Origin of the sequence: Thalassospira sp. (assembly GCF_048059015.1) — a bacterium.
Taxonomy (GTDB): Bacteria; Pseudomonadota; Alphaproteobacteria; order Rhodospirillales; family Thalassospiraceae; genus Thalassospira.
This window is the reverse complement of the sequence record NZ_JBLLNT010000002.1, coordinates 190,454-209,926: the sequence shown is the minus strand read 5'-3', so window position 1 is coordinate 209,926 and position 19,473 is coordinate 190,454. Positions and strand designations below refer to the sequence as shown.

Annotated in this window: 15 protein-coding genes; 4 read left to right on the top strand and 11 right to left on the bottom strand. The window is 54.2% G+C overall.

The window, feature by feature from the left end:
• Positions 1-521: 521 nt before the first annotated feature.
• Together ACMZ66_RS01610 and mutS are read right to left on the bottom strand one after the other, a co-directional pair.
• Positions 522-3,263, bottom strand: coding sequence for a [protein-PII] uridylyltransferase (locus tag ACMZ66_RS01610; protein ID WP_416933801.1), 2,742 nt, complete (start codon positions 3,261-3,263; stop codon positions 522-524).
• Positions 3,264-3,507: 244 nt separating this feature from the next.
• Positions 3,508-6,231: a DNA mismatch repair protein MutS gene (gene mutS / locus ACMZ66_RS01605; protein WP_416933799.1), complete on the bottom strand. Its 2,724-nt coding sequence runs from the start codon at positions 6,229-6,231 to the stop codon at positions 3,508-3,510.
• 185 nt (positions 6,232-6,416) lie between these two features.
• On the opposite strand from mutS, the gene ACMZ66_RS01600 reads away from it, so the two are divergent.
• Positions 6,417-6,917 carry a hypothetical protein gene (locus ACMZ66_RS01600; protein ID WP_416933797.1) on the top strand — a complete coding sequence of 167 codons (501 nt, stop codon included), beginning with the start codon at positions 6,417-6,419 and terminating at the stop codon, positions 6,915-6,917.
• Between the two features lie 15 nt (positions 6,918-6,932).
• Here ACMZ66_RS01600 and ACMZ66_RS01595 read toward each other — a convergent pair whose 3' ends face one another.
• Positions 6,933-7,910, bottom strand: coding sequence for a hypothetical protein (locus ACMZ66_RS01595; protein WP_416933795.1), 978 nt, complete (start codon positions 7,908-7,910; stop codon positions 6,933-6,935).
• Between the two features lie 434 nt (positions 7,911-8,344).
• On the opposite strand from ACMZ66_RS01595, the gene ACMZ66_RS01590 reads away from it, so the two are divergent.
• Both ACMZ66_RS01590 and ACMZ66_RS01585 read left to right on the top strand, forming a co-directional pair.
• Positions 8,345-10,612: an NADP-dependent malic enzyme gene (locus ACMZ66_RS01590; protein ID WP_416933793.1), complete on the top strand. Its 2,268-nt coding sequence runs from the start codon at positions 8,345-8,347 to the stop codon at positions 10,610-10,612.
• Positions 10,613-10,807: 195 nt separating this feature from the next.
• A complete protein-coding gene (locus ACMZ66_RS01585) occupies positions 10,808-11,266 on the top strand; it encodes a hypothetical protein (RefSeq protein ID WP_416933791.1) in 459 nt (152 codons plus the stop codon).
• Between the two features lie 71 nt (positions 11,267-11,337).
• Here ACMZ66_RS01585 and ACMZ66_RS01580 read toward each other — a convergent pair whose 3' ends face one another.
• From ACMZ66_RS01580 to ACMZ66_RS01545, 8 genes are all read right to left on the bottom strand, one after another.
• Positions 11,338-12,327, bottom strand: coding sequence for a glucosaminidase domain-containing protein (locus tag ACMZ66_RS01580; RefSeq protein ID WP_416933789.1), 990 nt, complete (start codon positions 12,325-12,327; stop codon positions 11,338-11,340).
• A gap of 232 nt (positions 12,328-12,559) precedes the next feature.
• Positions 12,560-13,129, bottom strand: a complete 570-nt coding sequence (locus ACMZ66_RS01575) for a NifU family protein (protein ID WP_416933787.1) — start codon at positions 13,127-13,129, stop codon at positions 12,560-12,562.
• A gap of 164 nt (positions 13,130-13,293) precedes the next feature.
• Positions 13,294-14,268 (bottom strand): DUF2333 family protein, encoded by a 975-nt coding sequence (locus ACMZ66_RS01570; RefSeq protein WP_416933785.1) that lies wholly within the window; start codon positions 14,266-14,268, stop codon positions 13,294-13,296.
• A gap of 69 nt (positions 14,269-14,337) precedes the next feature.
• Positions 14,338-14,880, bottom strand: a complete 543-nt coding sequence (locus ACMZ66_RS01565) for a L,D-transpeptidase family protein (RefSeq protein ID WP_416933783.1) — start codon at positions 14,878-14,880, stop codon at positions 14,338-14,340.
• A 156-nt stretch (positions 14,881-15,036) separates the two neighbouring features.
• Positions 15,037-15,372 carry a macro domain-containing protein gene (locus ACMZ66_RS01560; RefSeq protein WP_416933781.1) on the bottom strand — a complete coding sequence of 112 codons (336 nt, stop codon included), beginning with the start codon at positions 15,370-15,372 and terminating at the stop codon, positions 15,037-15,039.
• A 228-nt stretch (positions 15,373-15,600) separates the two neighbouring features.
• Positions 15,601-16,194: an inorganic diphosphatase gene (ppa, locus tag ACMZ66_RS01555; protein WP_416933779.1), complete on the bottom strand. Its 594-nt coding sequence runs from the start codon at positions 16,192-16,194 to the stop codon at positions 15,601-15,603.
• Positions 16,195-16,356: 162 nt separating this feature from the next.
• Positions 16,357-17,235, bottom strand: coding sequence for a glycosyltransferase family 2 protein (locus tag ACMZ66_RS01550; RefSeq protein WP_416933777.1), 879 nt, complete (start codon positions 17,233-17,235; stop codon positions 16,357-16,359).
• Between the two features lie 95 nt (positions 17,236-17,330).
• Complete coding sequence (locus ACMZ66_RS01545) at positions 17,331-18,269, bottom strand: LysR family transcriptional regulator (protein WP_416933775.1); 939 nt, start codon at positions 18,267-18,269, stop codon at positions 17,331-17,333.
• Between the two features lie 247 nt (positions 18,270-18,516).
• Here ACMZ66_RS01545 and ACMZ66_RS01540 point away from each other — a divergent pair, with 247 nt between their 5' ends.
• On the top strand, positions 18,517-19,458 hold the full coding sequence (locus tag ACMZ66_RS01540) for a DMT family transporter (protein ID WP_416933773.1): 942 nt from the start codon (positions 18,517-18,519) through the stop codon (positions 19,456-19,458).
• Positions 19,459-19,473 lie beyond the last annotated feature (15 nt).

Genomic DNA, 19,473 nt, shown 5'->3' with positions numbered 1-19,473 from the left:
TGTGCAATCCGTAAAATGGAGTCGGCAATCTTGGCTGTGATGATCGCCAATTGCGGTCTTTTCAAGCCTGAAACAGTGAAATTTGACAGCCGAAAGTGAAAATAGTCGTAATGACAGTGCTCGAACGGCCGCTTGTTATATCGCATTTTTGTGAAAGTCGTTGAATTGGGGCGATTTTTCCGGGTTCCTGTGACAACCGTCACAGAAATTCGCTGGTCGCAGGCATAAATTCGGGGTCGCTGAGGATTCGTTGGGACGCGAGCCTCTTATTGGACGGGCGGGGAAATAAGGGAAAACACCTCAACCTGCTGCACTCCGAGGATTTCGACACCGTGGATAACAGGTCACGCTGTCGGGTTTGGTTTTACTCTTCCTCGTCCGTCACAATTTCCAAAAAATATACGAGCACGTTCCGGTCCAATGGACTGGAACACCGAACTTGATCCATACCGTGGCGGTATTGATGATGCCGCATGGGTATGGACCAAGTTTGGTTTGTATCTGGGGTTTGCTAGGGTGCCCTAATTGTTCTGGATGGCCTGTGTCAGGGTTTCCTTGACCTGAACAAATTTGGTGCGGCTGTCGATCTTCAGGCCAAACACATCCTTCACATAGAAAACGTCGACCGCGCGCTCGCCAAAGGTGGAAATTCGCGCTGATGCGATCTGAAGCGACAGGTCGCGCAAGGCACGCGTGATGTCATAGAGAAGCCCCTGCCGATCACGGGCGGTGATTTCAATGACCGTATGCGTACGGCTGGCCTTGTTATCGATGATAACGTTGGGTTCGACCTTGAACACGGCCGTGCGGTGCTTGCTATCCTTGGTCTGACGACGCTGGATTTCATGGCTTGGGCGCAGCTGGCCAGAGATCACCTTTTCAAGCGTTTCGCGCAGTTTCTCAAGCTTGGCGGTGTCATTAAATGCTTCACCATTGGTGTCCTGAACAAAGAAGGTATCAAGCGCCATACCATCGGCAAGTGTCAGGATCTTTGCATCAACAACGTTCGCCCCACACAGCGCCATTGATCCGGCAATCTGGGAAAACAGGCCCGGATGGTCGGTACAGTGAACCGTGATTTCGGTTGCATCAATCTCGGTATCGATGCGGACATCCACCGTGATTTCCGCACCGGATTTCTTGGCATCACGGGTCAGATGGGCGTGATGAACGTGGATGTCGGTATCGAAACTGAGCCAATAGGACGGATAACCACGATCAATGAAATCTTCGATGTCATCGGTTGGCCAATCAACCAGTGCTTCGCGAAGCGCCATCTGTGCGCGGGCAACACGCGAATCGCGGCTATCGGCGTTCAAACCGCCCGATAGATGGTCATCGGTTGCGTAATAAAGCTCACGCAGAAGGGTTGCCTTCCACCCGTTCCAGACATCGGGCCCAACCGCACGGATATCGGCAACTGTCAGGCACAGCAGCAGGCGCAAACGTTCCTGCGACTGCACCAGATCACCAAATGCCTTGATCGTGGTCGGGTCATTCAGGTCACGTTTAAACGCTGTCAGGCTCATCCAAAGATGGGCTTTGACCAACCAGGCAACGGTTTCGGTATCGGCAGGGGACAGGCCCAGACGCGGGCAGAGCTTTTCGGCAACTTCGGCACCAAGTTCGGAATGATCGCCACCCCGGCCCTTGGCAATGTCATGTAGCAAGACCGCGACATACAAAACGCGGCGCGAAATCACCTTGCCCATGATGCGGGTCGCGATCGGTGCGTCTTCGGCCAGTTCGCCATTTTCGATCTGATTGAGGATACCGATTGCGCGGATGGTGTGCTCGTCCACGGTGTAGGTATGGTACATGTCATACTGCATCTGGGCGACGACACGTCCGAAATCCGGGATGAAGCGGCCCAGAACCCCGGCCTCGTTCATCTTGCGAAGGGCAATATCGGGGCTGTTGCGCAGGGTCAGGATTTCAAGGAAGACTTCATTGGCTGCCGGATCATTTTGTAACTTGTGATCAACAAATTTCAGGCTTTGGGTTACCCAACGCAGCGTTTCGGGGTGAATGCCAACGCCGTTTTGATGGGCAACCAGAAACAGGCTGAGAATTTTGATCGGGTCATTTTCAAATACGGCCAAGTTTTCGACCGTCAAGCGATCATTGCGCAGTTCAAACCCGTCAATCTCACGCGTACCAAACAGCTTGCCCGGGAATCGGATCAATGGGCGGCGTTGGTGACGTTCTTCAAGGGCGGCACAGAAGATGCGGGTCAGATTGCCCACATGTTTGACCATCAGGTAATAGTGCTTCATGAAGCGCTCGACACCCGAGGCACCTGCATGGTCGGTATAGCCAAGCCGCTCGGCGATATCGCGCTGCATGTCAAAGGTCAGGCGGTCTTCTTCGCGGTCCGAGATGTAATGCAGCCAGCACCGCACCGCCCAAAGGAAGTTCTGGGCTTTCAGGAACCCTTGCGCTTCCTTGCGTGTCAGGACCTTAAGATCAACCAGCTCCATCGGGGAATTGACGCGATAAAGGTATTTGCCAATCCAGAACAGGGTATGAAGGTCACGAAGGCCGCCTTTGCCGTCTTTGACGTTGGGTTCGACCACATAACGTAAATCACCCATGCGGACATGGCGTTCGTCGCGTTCGTTCAGTTTCTTTTCAATGAATTCAAGGCCGCTTCCCTTGACCAGCTCATCCATGAAGCGCGTGCGAAACAGGTTATAGGTTTCCTCATCACCCCAGACGAACCGGCTTTCAAGCAGGTTGGTACGGATGGTGATGTCCTGTTTGCCCATGCGCAGGCAATCATCGACCGACCGCGTCGCATGGCCGACCTTAAGCCCAAGATCCCAAAGCATATAAAGGATGAATTCGACAACCTGTTCGCCGTGCGCGGTTTGCTTGTAGGGAAACAGAAACAGGATATCGACATCCGAATGCGGGGCCATGTCGCCACGGCCATAACCGCCAACAGCGACGACTGACATGCGCTGTTCATTGGTTGGATTATGCAGCGGATAGACAAAGCTGATCGCGAAATCATGGATCAGACGGACCATTTGATCCATCAGGAAGCTGTTGGAAAAGACGGTTTCCTGACCTGAATTACTTTCTTCAAAGCGCGCACGAATGACCTTGCGACCGGCTTCCATGACCGATTTTAGCTTCTTGAGCACTTCTGCGCGCTGCTTGAAACTTTTCAGATCCGGGTTTTTTGCGATTTCTTCGAGCTCGGCAAAGACTTTCTTCCGGTCGATGATTTCGCGCTGCTTCTTGATCTTGTAGGTCACGTTGGTCGGTTTCCTTGGCGCTGGTCTGCGGTCTGCTACCGTCTTTTGTACTGCCGAAATCTTACAATAACGACAATCGGTTGTAACCGCACGCTATGCATGTGCTGTGCCGAATTTCCAATCTGGGCGGATTGGCCAAATGCACCGAATCCTGTACCCAAACCAAAACAGGCACCTGCCTGATATAGGAGCAAGGTGCCTGTTTTTCATGCGTTTAAATCGCAAAATCGAACCAGCAGATCGATCAGCCTTTCAGTGACTGCAAGCGATACAGCGCATCAAGCGCTTCGCGTGGCGTCATGTTGTCCGGATCAAGATCAGCAACAGCGTCCAGAACAGCCTTCTGTCCATCAGAAAGGGCAGGTGCACTTGCGCGTTCTTCCTTGGCAGCCTGTTCGATGGCAACGGCAAACAGCGGCAAGTCATCGGCAAGCTTGGAAACAGCGCCCCCTTGTTCGCCTTTCTCAAGGGTCTTGAGAACTTGTTCTGCACGCTTGATCACGGGCTTTGGCAGACCCGCCAGCTGGGCGACATGAATGCCGTAGGACCGATCGGCACTTCCCGCACCAACTTCATGGAGGAAAACAACTTCGCCCTGCCATTCCTTGATCAGCATGGTGTGGCAGGACAGGTGTTTAAGCTTCGCAGCCAGGGCCGTCAGTTCGTGATAATGCGTGGCAAAAAGACCTCGGCACTTATTAATTTCATGAAGGTTTTCAACCACCGCCCAGGCAATTGACAGACCGTCAAAGGTCGCGGTCCCACGCCCGATTTCATCAAGGATGACCAAGGATCGGTCAGTCGCCTGATTAAGGATCGATGCGGTTTCGACCATTTCGACCATGAAGGTCGAACGCCCGCGTGCCAGATCATCGGCCGCACCCACGCGCGAAAACAGGCGGTCGATCACGCCGATATGTGCCTTGGCCGCCGGAACGAATGCGCCGATCTGGGCCAGAACGGCAATCAGCGCGTTTTGACGCAGGAATGTCGACTTACCAGCCATGTTCGGACCGGTAATCAGCCACAGGCTTTGTTCATCCTCAAGACGGCAATCATTGGCAACAAAGGGCGAATCACCGTTTTCGCGAAGCGCGGCCTCAACCACCGGATGGCGGCCAGCAGTGATGTCAAAGGCAAGGCTGCTGTCGATTTGCGGGCGAATGCAGCCCTGATCGCGTGCCAGTTCCGAAAGTGCCGCTGAGACATCAAGCCCCGCCAGCGCAGTTGCGCATTTGGCAATTTCGTCTGCCTTGGCCAGAACCGCTTGGACCAGTTCTTCGAACAGCTCAAGTTCAAGGGCCAATGCCTGATCACCGGCCTTTGAGACCTTGCTTTCAAGTTCGGACAGTTCCACCGTCGTGAAACGCACGGCATTGGCCATGGTTTGACGGTGAATAAACTCATCCTCTTCCATCATTTTATCGGCGGTTTTGGCCGATACTTCGATGAAATAGCCAAGCACATTGTTGTGTTTGACTTTCAGGTTGGCAATGCCGGTTTGCTCGGTATAGCGGGCCTGCAGATTGGCGATCAGCTTTTTGCTTTCGCTTGAAAGCATGCGGAGCTCATCAAGCGGTGGATGATAGCCACCGGCAATAAAGCCACCATCACGGGCCAAAAGCGGCAGGTTTTCCGAAATGGCGCGACGCAAAAGATCAATCAGGTCACCGTGGTGACCCATCATGGTCAAATGATCCGCAAGCGATTCCGGCTGGGCTGTCAGGCCATCATTGCCGCCATCGGGCTTGGCCAGAAGGTTACCAATCGCAAAGGCGCAAGATAGGCCATCACGCATCGCCGCCAAATCACGCGGCCCTCCACGACCGACCGACAAACGCGATAGCGCGCGTTCAATATCGGGGCATTCGCCAAGAGCGGATCTCAGATCAGACCGCAGGCCATCGCGATCATGGAAATATTCAACCAGATCAAGGCGCTTATTGACCTCGTCCGCATTGGTCAGCGGGGCCGAAAGGCGGGCTGCCAACAAACGGGCACCGGCACCGGTCCGGGTACGGTCAATGACCGACAACAACGATCCCTTGCGTTCGCCCGACTGGGTCTGGATCAGTTCAAGCGATCGACGGGTTGCCGCATCGATCTCCATCGCCGCACCTTCGGCGACGCGGGTCGGCGGTGATAGGCGCGGCATCTGACCCTTTTGGGTCAGTTCGACATAATCAATCAGCGCACCGGCCGCAGACAGCTCAGCCACTTCAAAGCCGCCAAAAGCATCCAGTGCCTCGACCTGATACAGCTTTTTCAGCCGTAATTGCGCATTTTCGGCATCAAAGCGCGCGGTCGGTTGCGGGGTGATGATGTTTTTATATTCGGCATAGATGTCGAACACTTCAGACCGGTTCAGCATCTTTTCCGAAAACAGAATCTCGCCCGGATCAAGGCGCGCCAGGGCAGCCCCAAGGCCGGCCATCTCAGTCGCCTGGACATAAAAATCACCGGTGGACATATCAAGCCAGGCCAGACCCACCTTGCCGCGCACTTCTGATACGGCTGCCAGATAGTTATGGCGCCGTGCATCAAGAAGGCTGTCTTCAGTCAGCGTACCCGGCGTGATCAGGCGGACAACACCGCGTTTGACTACGGATTTTGCGCCGCGTTTCTTGGCTTCGGCGGGGTCTTCCATCTGTTCACAAACGGCAACCCGGAAACCCTTGCGGATCAGGCGCTGAAGATATGTTTCGTGGCTATGGACCGGAACACCGGCCATGGGAATTTCGTTACCTTGATGTTTGCCGCGTTTTGTCAGGGCAATATCAAGGGCTTCGGCGGCTTTGACCGCATCGTCAAAGAACAGCTCGTAAAAATCGCCCATCCGATAAAATAGCAGGCAGTCCTGATACTGTTCCTTGATCTCAAGGAACTGGATCATCATTGGTGTCGCGCCCTCTTTGGAGAAGGACGGCGCGCTCGGTGTGGTGTCGGATGTATCGGCGATGTTGTTCATGTCGACTTTGATAGCAAACCCGGAAGGCATTGACGAGAGGCGGGAAGGGGCGAAGTCATAGTTTTTGATCTATGCCATTGCAACGCCTGAATTTCCGCAAAATATATAAAGATGGTAGCGAATTGAATTGGCGCAGAAACCCGTCAGTTTTTCCAGCTGAAAACAGTCACCAAGGAGAGCATATAATGGCAGCAGAGCAGACCACCTCCCAAGCCCCCGAACTGGTCGGACTGTTTGACACCAAGGACAAGTTCGATGCCGCAGTTCGAAGTCTTCTCGAAAACGGTTTTGCCCGCACCGATCTTTCGGTTCTAAGTTCCCATGAATCCATCGATGTCGCCGGGTCAGACGGCCGATCCTGGTCCGATGTTTTGACCGCCCTTGTTGGCGAAGTGAAATATGAGGTGCCCTTGGTTGCATCGGGTGCCATTGCCCTGTTTGGCGGGGCTGCGACGGCACCTGCGGCAATTGCGGTTGGAGCCGGGGTTGGGGCTGTTGCCCTTCGCGAATTCATCGATGAAGTCACGTCCACCCCCCATACCGAGGATTTCGCCCGCTCGGTCGATGCCGGGTCGGTGATCCTTTGGGTGCGTATTGCCACCGATCATGCCGGTGCAGAAGTGCGTGCGACCGAAATCCTCAAAACCAACGGTGCGACGAACATCCACATGCATGTGCCGAAATAATCGCCTGCTGCGCGGCTAGTCCTGCAGGATAAAAGTCATCTGAGTAATTTGCTTTTGCCCGGCGGCAATGAAGGTCTGGGTATGATCAACCCGCTGCGGCCAGCTGCCGGTGCGCGGCAGGGTGGCTGTGATATCTGTTTGGATATCATAATCTTCCCAAGCGCGGATTTGCTTGGTTGCGCGTTCCATGGATGCCTTATCCATCCCGGCGGTTTGCGCCATCAAAAAGGCAATGCCGTTGCGAACACTTTCGCGGGTGTAGTTTTGATGAAGCTCGATTGTTGCCTGCTCATCGGTGCTGTCGATCAGCTTGATCTCGCCAACTGCCTTCAGGTTCGATCCGGTCAGCTCCCAGGGCACATCATTGTTGATTTCAATCACACCGGTTTCGGGCATTTCCAACCCGGTCAGGGCAAAGATCGGCTGAATATCGCGAAGCGTCATTTGTGCACCGGCCTGCGGGGTCATATTGGCAAAGGCTTGGCGGATCGGTGCCAGACTTGCCGCGATTTGCGGGTCGCTGCTGTATTGGGCGATGATGTCATCAAGGCGTTCAAACACAGCGGGCAAAAGATCGGCTTGCACAGCATCCATATTGCTTAGCGTGATCGGAACACCTGTCGGGGATGCACGATAGTGAAAAACAAACCCCTCGGTCAGTTTGGCAAGGCCCGCTGCAAGGGCAGTGTTTTTATCACCCGCCTCTGCGCCAACGACATCAATGTCGTTGTATGTAACTTCCATCTCCAATCCATCCTGATCCGTCGCGCGCACCGTGATGGGTACCGACATGGTCAGTGTGTTTTTCGTGATCGTCCCGTTGCGGTGGGTCTCGCGGGTTTTTTCGACCTGATAGGTCCGTGTTTCGCCAATCACCGGGTCAAACGGGAAATCGATCGCATCACTTGCCTGTGCGTCGGGCAGGGAAAGGAGTCCGGTACCCATGCCCAGTCCAACAAGGGCCAAAGTCCGGTTAAGTGACTGCGATTTCATGTTTCCCCCGGGTTTTTGAAAGTTTTTCAGATTGTGGAAAGACGAAATATGGCTCGAAATTCGTCTATTCTTTGCGCGGCGCAACGTGAATTTTGCTTTGATGGCAGGGACTTGCACGCTGAATTACGTCACTGAAAAGTCACGTCTATTTGCCAACAGATTTGTCATGATCGCGCAACGGGTCAACCCGTAACCAAAACTGGGGGGTAAAAATGATGCCAGACAGCATCGGGATGTTGCGTCGCAACATACGGAAAACGCTACGTAATTTTGCGGTTGCCGTTAACGTCCCCTTTGACCCGCAGCCAGAAGCCTGATTTATTGGGCGGTCCGACATGACGGTCCCACACCGGAAATTTGTCGATCAGGATAATCTACACCAAGACCATACACGTTGCTTTCCAACCCACCACGCAAGCGTCAGTGAAAACATAATGTCAGATAAAGAAATCAAGGTTCGTGACCGCGAAGCGCTGCTGTTCCATTCCAGCGGCCGCCCGGGCAAAATCGAAATCACCGCATCCAAGCCGCTGACCACACAGCGCGATCTGTCCCTGGCCTATTCGCCAGGTGTTGCGGTGCCTTGTCTTGAAATCGCCAAGAACCCGGCGACTGCCTATGACTACACGTCAAAGGGCAATATCGTTGCAGTCATTTCTAACGGTACAGCCGTTCTGGGGCTTGGCAATCTTGGTGCGCTGGCATCCAAGCCGGTCATGGAAGGCAAGGCTGTTCTGTTCAAACGCTTTGCCGATGTTGATGGCTTTGATCTTGAAGTCTCGACCGAGGATGTTGACGAGTTTGTCAATTGCGTGCGCTTCCTTGGCGCATCGTTTGGCGGCATCAACCTTGAAGACATCAAGGCACCTGAATGCTTCATCATTGAACAGCGCCTGCGCGAAGTTATGGACATTCCGGTGTTCCATGATGACCAGCATGGCACCGCGATCATTGCTGCATCCGGCTTGATCAATGCATGTGATTTGACCGGCCGTAAACTTGAAGACATCAAGCTTGTTATCAATGGTGCCGGTGCCGCGGCAATCGCCTGCTGCGAGCTGGTAAAAAGCATGGGTGTTTCCCATGACAATGTCATCATGTGTGACTCGCGCGGTGTGATCTATAAGGGTCGCGAAGATGGCATGAACCAGTGGAAATCGGCACATGCGGCCGAGACCGATGCCAGAACCCTTGAAGAAGCCATGGATGGCGCGGATGCGTTCTTTGGCCTGTCGGTCAAGGGTGCGGTGACCTCTGCCATGGTCAAAAGCATGGCCAAAAAGCCGATCATCTTTGCGATGGCCAACCCGGATCCGGAAATTTCGCCAGAAGAAGTTGCCGCCATCCGCAGTGATGCGATCTGCGCCACGGGTCGGTCGGACTATCCGAACCAGATCAACAACGTTCTGGGCTTCCCCTACATCTTCCGCGGTGCGCTTGATGTTCAGGCATCAACGATTAACGAGGAAATGAAGATCGCCGCGGCCCATGCTGTGGCATCGCTTGCGCGGGAAGACGTTCCGGACGAAGTGGCAGCGGCCTATTCCGGTCGTCGCCTGCAATATGGCCCGGAATACATCATCCCGGCCCCGTTTGATCCGCGTCTGATCATGGCGGTGCCAAAGGCCGTTGCACAGGCGGCGATGGATAGCGGTGTTGCGCGTCGTCCGATCATTGACATGGCGGAATATGAAAATCAGCTGCGTGGTCGCCTTGACCCGACTGCTGCCCATCTGCAGCTGATTTCTGATTATGTCCGAGCCCACCCGAAACGCATCGCCTTTGCCGAAGGCGAAGAAGAAACCGTCATTCGTGCGGCTGTTGCCTATCGCAATTCGGGCTATGGCACGCCGATCCTGATCGGTCGCGAAGACCGCATCCATGAAAGTGCCAAGAATCTTGGCATCGAAAGCCTGGATGGTGTGGAAATCAGCAACGCGGCACTGTCCAAGCACAATGCAGAATATGCAGAATTCCTCTATCAGCGCCTGCAGCGTAAAGGCTTCCTGTGGCGTGATTGCCAGCGTATGGTCAACCAGAAGCGTAACGTCTTTGCCTCTGTCATGGTGGCAAAGGGGCATGCGGATGGCCTGATCACGGGTCTGACCCGTAACTTCAACCGCAGCTTCAGCGACGTTGCCGGTGTGATTGATGCCAAACCGGGTGAAATCCCGATGGGTCTTTCGATCGCGATTGCCAAGGGCCGTACGGTGTTTATCGCCGATACCCGCGTGCATAACCTGCCAAACGCCGAAGAACTGGCCGAGATCGCCATTCAGGCGGCCGAGAAGGCCCGTCAGCTTGGTCATGAGCCGCGTGTGGCGATGGTTTCGCACTCGACCTTTGGCAACCCCTACAGCGCTGATACTGACCGTATCCGCGAGGCAGTGGGCATCCTTGAGCGCAGCAATGTCGATTTCGAGTTTGATGGTGATATCGCCGTTGATGTCGCGCTTGATACCGAATTGCTCAAGCTTTATCCGTTCTGCCGCCTGTCGGGTCCGGCCAACGTTCTGGTGATGCCCGCCCTTCATGCGGCAACCACGTCCTCCAAGCTGCTTGATAAGCTTGGCGGTGGCACAGTGGTTGGTCCGGTCATGATCGGTCTGGAAAAACCGGCTCAGATCGCCCAGATGGGGGCGACCGTGAACGATCTTGTGAACTTGGCTGCCCTTGCCGCACACGAGGCCGAGCACGGCTAAGCCGCGTTTACAAAGATGATCGGAAATGGCGGGGTTGGCTGTGGCTTCCCCGCCATTTTTATATCCGCAAAACCGTGACCTGACCTGGTGTGCGAAATCTGGAATAATGGGGTTGGTCATAACGACCCGATTTTTGCCACATGCTTTGGGCAGATAGGCGTATCAGTGATTATGCAAGTAAATAGGTAACAGCTTATGGGCCAATTGACCCGCTTTCTCGCCGTTTTCATGTTCTTCCCACTTCTGGCCGCCTGCGAAGATGAACAGGCCAGCGGCCCAAGTGCGGATGAAATCACCACGGCTGTGATCGAACGGTTCCGTGATGATCCCTATGCCAAGGTCGGCCATGTTGAAAACGTCACCAAGACCAACAGCATTGCTGAAGGCGATGACGAAGTGATCGTGATGGTGCGTTATGAGCTGGTGTTTGATCGCACGGTTGCCGAATTTGCCGATGACGTGTCCGAAAAGGGCAAGGCTGCCGGGTCGATGGATGATGTCGGCAATACGGTCAAGGATGCGATTGATCTGGTAAAGACCAAGATGCTGACCTTCAAGGAAGGCGAGTACAAAGTTGGTGATCGTCGCGTGGTCGAAAATGAAATCCGGTTGCTGAAATCGGAAAACGGCTGGATCTACCGAACCGGCTCCTGAGTAAATCAGCTTTTTGCATTAGAAAAAGGGATCCGTCTGGATCCCTTTTTCTTTGCGATACTGCGCGAAGCTTAGTCTTCCAGCGCTGCAAACAGCTGTGGCGGCGGGGGAACGTCGCCCACGGCGAATTCCAGACCGTCCAAGTCATTCAGGCCATTGGCACGCATGATTGCATGCAGGCTTTCGACATATTCTTCGCCGCGCTCGGAATACTTCGTAAGCGTCTCGGCCAGTTCCCAGCCGCTGATCTGCTGGCCTTCGGCGCGCAGGATCGCACGGCGCTCGCGCAGGCCCTGATAGGCCGGGTGCGAGTTGATGTTACGTGCATAGGCGCGAACACTGTCCATCAGGCTGCCAAATGATTTGATGACGTGGGTTTTGCCGTCTTCGCGGTCCTTGGGAACGATGCCTTCGTCATCTCCCCAGGCCCACTGACCAAACAGGGCATTGCCAGTGCGCACAAAGCGCGACGTGCCCCAACCGCTTTCTTCCGCCGACTGGGCAAGAATAAGGGAGGTCGGGATCATATCAATACGTTCAAGCAGGGCAGCAATACCGCCATCGGTCACGCGATAGCGCTTCATCAGCTGCTCGACCCATTGCTGGTCGTGTTCGCTAACCGGGGTGCCGGAAATACCCTTGGCCTGAATTGCCATCAGGCGTTCACGGCGTGCGCCGATTTCCTCGTTCACCCGCATGGCCAGTGGCAGCATGATGCGCAGGAAGATACGTTTGCGTTCATCGACCGATGCCAGTTCGCCAAGGCCCTTTGGCACGCGTTTGATGTAAACGCGCGGGACTTCGGTGACGTCATTGAGGCTATAGCCAATGCTTTTGAAATACTGGTTTAACGCGACCACTTCCGGGCCACGGCGATATACCGGTTTTTTCGTTTTCACAGGGGCGTCGGTGACGACTTCTGCAGTGTCTTCGGCATCAATCCCTTTGGGGATCGGCGAAATATCAATTCCGGCGAAAAAGCTGATATACAGCAAGCAGACTGCCCCGATGATCGAAGCAAGCGCAACTTTCCGGTAGTTTCCTGCTTTTGCGCTACTCATTCGTTAATCTCCAGGATCATAACGTTCCAGTTTCATGTACCGCGATACTGGATCCGAACTGTCCGCCCCAAGTGGACGTTATCTATGCCTGCCGCAGTCCAAGACCGCAACGGACAAAATTTCTACAAGTTGAAAACGTCGCGTAAACCTTCTCGTTTCACGCATAATAATAACGCCCGGCGCAGGTGTTTTCTTGCGCCGGGCTCAATATTTTTTTAACGACTCGAAGAGATCAGTCAGCCATGACCGGTTCTACGGCCTGAACTTCAGGCACGTAGTAACGCAGCATGTTTTCGATGCCCATTTTCAGGGTCGCGGTGCTGCTTGGGCAGCCAGAACATGCGCCATGCATCTCAAGATATACAACGCCGTCTTCAAACTTGTGGAACACGATATCACCACCGTCCTGGGCAACAGCCGGACGTACGCGGGTATCAAGAAGTTCCTTGATCTGGCTCACCAGCTCGTTATCGCCCTCAGCCGCGGTGCTGGCACCGGTTGCTGCGTTTGAATTCTGATCAAGTACCGGCTGGCCAGAGGTGTAATGTTCCATGATACCGCCAAGAATCTGCGGTTTCAGGGTCTGCCAATCCTTGGAGTCATCCTTGGTGATGGTGATGAAATCGCCGCCCAGGAAAACACCTGCGATGCCATCAACTTCGAACAGCTTGCGTGCAAGCGGGGATTTGACGGCTTCGTCACCCTTAACAAAGTTGGCGGTACCGAGACGGCCCATGACTTCCTCGCCCGGCAGGAACTTGAGTGTGGCCGGGTTCGGGGTCGGTTCGGTCTGAATGAACATGGTCGGCTTGTCCTCTCACTCTGATTGCCGGGGCTGTTTTCCGCCCGCTCAACAATCTGCATTTCATTTGGTTAGGCCCTAAATGGGGCAAAATTCCGAAAAGATCAAGTCGCAGCGCGCAAGTCAGGTATTCGCACCATGACAATCAGCGATCGAAAAGGCTTCTAGCGTTGCAGGATATTGCTGATCTCGCGCATCTGGGTGCGCGCACGCAGCAGATAGAAACCAAGACCCGCCAGATGGTTAGGGAAAACAATGCCATCAGCCGACCCGTTAACCACCACCAGTGGATCAAGGGCGGCAGCAGATTGCAGGGACGCAATCATTTCTGCCCAAGCTGGTGCAATCTGGCGTTCATTGATGATTTGCTCAAAGTCGGTGCCAAGATCGCGCAGGATCAGGCTATAGGCATAAAGGCGGCCCTTGGTAGCATAAAAAACGTCATCGGCCGTTCGATCAAAGATCGAAGGTTGATCGACCTTGTCATCGATCAGGGCAGAGGCCGAACCAAGATCATTTGCAAAGCGGTTGAGCGTTTCCTGCAGGTTATCTGCGCGGCGTTCAAACACAGCTTCACCGGTCGTCAGGCGTTTGTTGTAATTTTCAAGCGAGCGGATGGCCTGACGGTATTGCTGCTCGGACGTGACACCCGGCAAAAGCGATACAGATGGATCAAACACCCATTTGTCACCGCGGAATTTCAAAAGACCGGCGGCATCGTCCAGATCGGGGTCAACCTGGCTTGAGCCACGGGTACGACCGATCTGATCAGAAAGCTCGATGGCAAAGCGTGACAGGGCATAGACAATGCCGGTCTGGAAGTTCGGCATATTGTCGAGTGCGGCACTTGGCAGGAAGAACGGATCATTGGCCGTCCAGCGGTTCTGATTGACCTCACGATCAATCAGGCTGGCGGCAGTGCTGACCGCGTGGCTGCCACCCTGATAATTGCCCGCGAAGTCAGGGTTATCATCAATGCGATGCACAAGCGCCGTACCGGCTGGATAATAGATCACAGCAACCAGAACGATTACGCCAAGGGTCCGGACCCAGAATTTGCCCGATCCGAAAACAGCTTTCAGACGCGACCCAAAGCCCGCAATACCACCCTTTTTATAGAGATAATCGTCTTCAATCATGACTTGTCCTGTGAATTTATCCGGCCATTGAACCTAGGCGCTGTGCGCCAAAACGGCAAGTCCATGATTTCATTTGGTGATGGTGATAAAGGTTTCGTAGCGCACCAGACCCAAAAGGGTTTCAAGATCCTTTTCAGACAGCGCAACGCAGCCCTCAGTCCCGCTATAGTCGGGTTTGGCGATATGCATGAAAATCGCTGACCCTTTGCCAGGAACCGGCGGGGCATCGTTATGGCCCAAGACCACGACGATGTTATAGAGGCCATCTTCGCGCCAAAGCCGCTCATGGCTTGCCTTGAAGGGCAGGCGTACCGGGCAGTTATATTCGGGATGTGCCGGGTCATCACACCAGCCGTCCGAAAATGAAATGGTGGTGACGGGCAGTTTGGTGCGCGGGCAGGTTCTGCGATCGGCGCGATACATCACATAGCGTAACTGCCAACGACCAGCGGGCGTTTTGCCATCGCCTTCGGTTTTGCTGTCGGCATCAATGATGCCATTGGTTCCGAATGCACAGCGAAATTCGTGATCCCCCACGCGCAGAATGCCATCCGACGAGGCTTCAATCTCGAACGGCTGGGACGGTGAATGTGCAAGAGCATCGCTTTGCATTCAATCAGTTCCCTTCTGGCAGTGGTGATAGGCGTTTTGCATAATTTCGTGCGACAAGGATGTGAAACAACAAAGGTAAATTTGTGGCATTGCGGTATGTGTGCAAGTCAGCTCACAAAGGGTTGATACAGCAATTTGCGCAGCCTGGTCTTCGGGTTAGCCAAAAATACCTGTCGAGATTGCCGGGAAGGCAATGGATTGCAAGTGATGCTCGGCGGCAAGCAAGACCGCGTTTCGATAACAGGCGGCAAGTAATGCGGCCTCGCCCTGATTGCTACCAAGCCATGTGGGACCGACCGTGTGGATCACATAGCGTGCGCGCAGTCCAAATCCTGGCGTGATGCGTGCTTCACCAATCAGGCAGGGCGCCAGTGGCTTGCAAGCCACGGCCAGTTCCGGCCCGGCGGCAGCATGTATTGCACCACAAACACCGCCGCCCGGCACAAGAGCCTGATTGGCAGCGTTGACGATGACGTTAACCTCAAGCCTCATGTTGTCTTTAAGAATGATGTTGATGGTGTGTGTTGTCGGGCGCGGGTTTACTGATCACAAACGGCATCCTGTAACGTGAGTGTTTCCCTCAATACCACCCTATAAGGGTGGCGCGTCCGCATCAAAGTATCTCGCCGCTACCGAAAAGTTAAAAAACAACGCTCCGCCAATGTGACGGAGCGTTACGTTTACAATCAGTGTCCGTCCGAAGACGACGGTATGCTTAGCTTATTCACCCCGCTGGGTCAGACCTTCTTTGTTCAGTTTGGCAGCAATTGCTAGGCCTTCTCGATCGCTGTCTTTGCCGAGGCGTGCAACACCTTCTTCGACCAGGCTGGCGGCTTTCTCAGCGCCTTCCCAACCGGTGACTTTTACCCATTTGCCTTTTTCGAGGTCTTTGTAACGCTCGAAGAAGTGCTGGATCTGATCGCGCAGGATCTGCGGCAGATCTTCGTGGGATTTGATGTCGGTGTAGTACGGGTCGATCTTGTCATGCGGAACGCAGATAAGTTTTTCGTCCTGACCAGCTTCGTCTTCCATCATCAGAACGCCGATCGGACGTGCACGGATGACCGAACCGGCAACGACCGGCTCACGGAACATGACCATGGCATCAACCGGGTCGCCATCTTCGCCAAGCGTGTTCGGGATGAAGCCGTAATTGACCGGATAATACATCGAGGTGTGCAGGAAACGGTCAACGAAGACAGCACCGGAGTCTTTGTCTACTTCGTACTTGACCGGTCCGCCCTGCGGAATTTCGATGACGACATTTACGTCCCACGGAACATCTTTGCCAACGGCAATCTTGCTGAGATCCATCTGGGAAAATCCCTTTCGCTTTTATAAAGGCATGCCCCGAAAAACGGAGCGGCTATTTTGAACTTCAAGGCGTGCAAACACACCCGAAGGAGAATGATGCCGCCCTTTTATCGCGAAACGTCGTAGCTTCCAAGGGGGTCCACATCCATCCTTGGTCGAAAGTCAGGCTATCTGCTTTTCCAATGCAGGTGCGCCAGCAGATTCACGTGCTTTGCGCTGTTGCTCTGCATCCGATGGCAGAAAACGACCTGCATCATCCAGAAGCTGTTCATTGAAGAGCTGCCAGTTGCAGCCTGAACCTTCGTGGCGTGCAGCGATTTTGCGATCATGGAACAGATGCAAAACCGGCGAGCAATATTCGACATTCTTGCGTTTCAATCCGGATCGCAGCAAACGCAGCACAAAATCGGAATCTTCCCAGCCGTGCCCTTGATAGGCCTCATCAAACCCTTTGATCTTATCGATGTCGGCTTTGAAGACCGCAAGGTTGCAGGTCTGCGCCTTGCGCCAGCAATTCTCATGCTCCCAAAGCCACGGGCCTTGGTGCGGCAGGCGGATGAACTGGAACGGGCGATTGGCAAAACCTGAAAGGGCTGTCAAAAACAGCAAAGGGCGTGGCCATTTGTGAAACGCCCATTTGCGTTTCAGTAATGTCTTGGTCAGGTGTTCCTTCAGGAACACGCGTTTGCCCGATACCAAGCAGCCCTGTTCAGCGGCCTTGCGGTGACGGGTGATGAAATCGGGCATCACACAACAGTCGCCATCAATGAAAATGACCAGCTCACCAGTGGCCATGGCAATCGCGCCATTACGCGCCTTGGCAACACGGAAACCGCTATCCTCATGCCAGTAATGCTTGACGGGGATTTCGCAATTAGCGGCAAAATTCTCAATCACGCTGGTGGTTTCCCCGCCCGATCCATCATCGGCAATAACGATCTCAAAATTGCGATCTTGTTGATCTGCAAGAGAATTCAGCACCAAGGACAGCGCTTCGGGCCAATTATATGTCGTAACCACGACCGAGACCAAGGATGTCATCGTCCCCAAATACCCCATTCAAATTGGCAGTTTTGCACGCTTTTTTGTGTCCGAACCCTATACTTTCGAGGCGATCAGAGCAACGGACAAAAACACTACATCACCTTTTTGCGTGCCAGTGACGCGGCGCGTGGATTGATCAGTTCGCGGATCCAGTTGGCGGCTTCGATCACCACCGGGTCTTTTTGCCGGGCCGGGCGGATCAGAAGGCGATACCACCAGTGCGAAATGAAATCCGGGAAATTAAGCGCGACCAGCTCGCCGCGTTCGACATAGTTGCGTGCGACAACATCGGTACTGGCCACGATGCCCTGACCGGCGCGTGCAGCTTCAAGTGCCCAGATGTGATGGCTGAAGGTCCAGCAATCTGACAGCGAGAAATTGGCATCCTTGAACCATTGTTCAATCTGGGAAAACTGTTCGCTGTCGCTATCAATCAGCAAAATGTCACGCGGACCGAGTGTGCAAACATCAATGTTGCCTGCATCATAACCACGCTTCTCCAACCATTCTGGTGCAGCAAACGCGGTGTAGACTTCGGGTGTCAGAAGTTCGGTCACCCAGTCTTCCGGTCCCGGCAGGTCTTTTGGCGCGATCTGAAGGGCTAGATCAATCTCAAGCGGATCAAGCCCGTCATCAAACTCGATCTTGCGGAACTGAACGGGAATGTCAGCCGGGAGCCGGTCACGCAGGTTATCAAGTTCGTACAGCAATACCGTCAGTGCAGGTGTCGCCAGCGCGCCAATCCGGATCGCCTTGCCCTTGTCCGGTCCAAACTCGCTTGTGATATCCGCAATGCCATCCAGTGCCTCGGTCAGGCGCGGCAAAAGGAGCTCTGCCGACTTGGTCGGGCTGAGGCCACGGCCCTTGCGGGTAAACAGCACAACACCAAGATTTTCTTCAAGCTGGCGCAGCTGATGGCTGATCGCGCTTTGGGTGACATGCAGTTCTTCGGCGGCACCCTTCACGCTCTGGTGACGGGCGGTGGCTTCAAAGGCGACAAGCGCGCGCAAGGGGGGCAATTTTCTGCGCATCGTGCGGTTCCATCAGAACAGGATTGCAAGGTTTTACCTGTCTATCAGGACGGGCGTTAAAATGGGGCAAAAAAATCTCAACAATGGCTGAAAACTCCTCATTCGTATTTTTCCAAACAAGCGGGCAATATCATCCTCATACAGGGTTTCCGGCCGTAAGCTCAAAATGTCTCCTTGCGCCACCACGTAAGCCAGTCACTCCCGACTGTCGGAAACCCTCAAAAACTTCAAAGAGTTGGAAACGATCATGACCGGGACGCTGATGCGCCTGAGCGGCAATGTCCGTGGCGTTTTATGGATGACGGCTGCAATGGCATCGGGCGTGTTTGTCGATGTCTGTGCAAAGCTTGTGTCGCTTGATGTCCCGACATCGCAAATCCTTGCGATGCGTGCGCTGACCACGGTTCCGGTTTTTCTGATCATCGTGATGTTTATCGGCACTCGCTCGATCAGAACACGGCGTCCGATGGCGCATATTGCGCGCGGCGTGCTTTGGTATGGATCGCTATTCTTTGTTTTCTTTGCGCTCCGCCAAATGAGCATCGCCGAGGTCAACGCCTATCTGTTTATCGAGGCCCTTCTGACCGTCTTGATGGCGGTGGTGATTTTGGGTGAAAAACTCACATCCCGCAAATTGATCGCGACTGTGCTTGGCCTTGTTGGTGTTTGGGTCATGTGTGCGCCGCGTATGGATGGTTTTGGTGTGCCGCTTGGTGTGGCGGCGGCCCTGATCGGGGCGTTTTGCTTTTCGGCGCAAACCTTACTGGCCAAAATTCTGACCCGGACGGAAACCAACTTTTCCATGCTGTTCTGGCCGCAGATCATCGCACTTGTGATCTGGGTACCAATTGCCATGATCACCTGGCAACCAGCAGGCATTGCCGATTGGCTATATTCTGCGGGGGCGGGTTTCTTTGCCATGTGCACCAATTACATGGTTTTGCGTGCGGTTCGGGTTGCCGATGCCAGTGTTGTGTCGCCTGCGGCCTATACGGCTTTGCCGTTCTCGGTGGCGATGGATTTGATCTTCTTTGATATGCTGCCGGTTCCGGTGATCTTTGTCGGGGCGGGGATTGTCGTGCTGGCCGTCATGCTGCTGGATTACAAGGGCGGGGCAAAGCAGGCCGAAGAAGAGGCACTTGAGGCGATCGGGGATGACGATGCATCCCCGAAACCGGTCAAGGCTTAAGCCATCAACCAAACA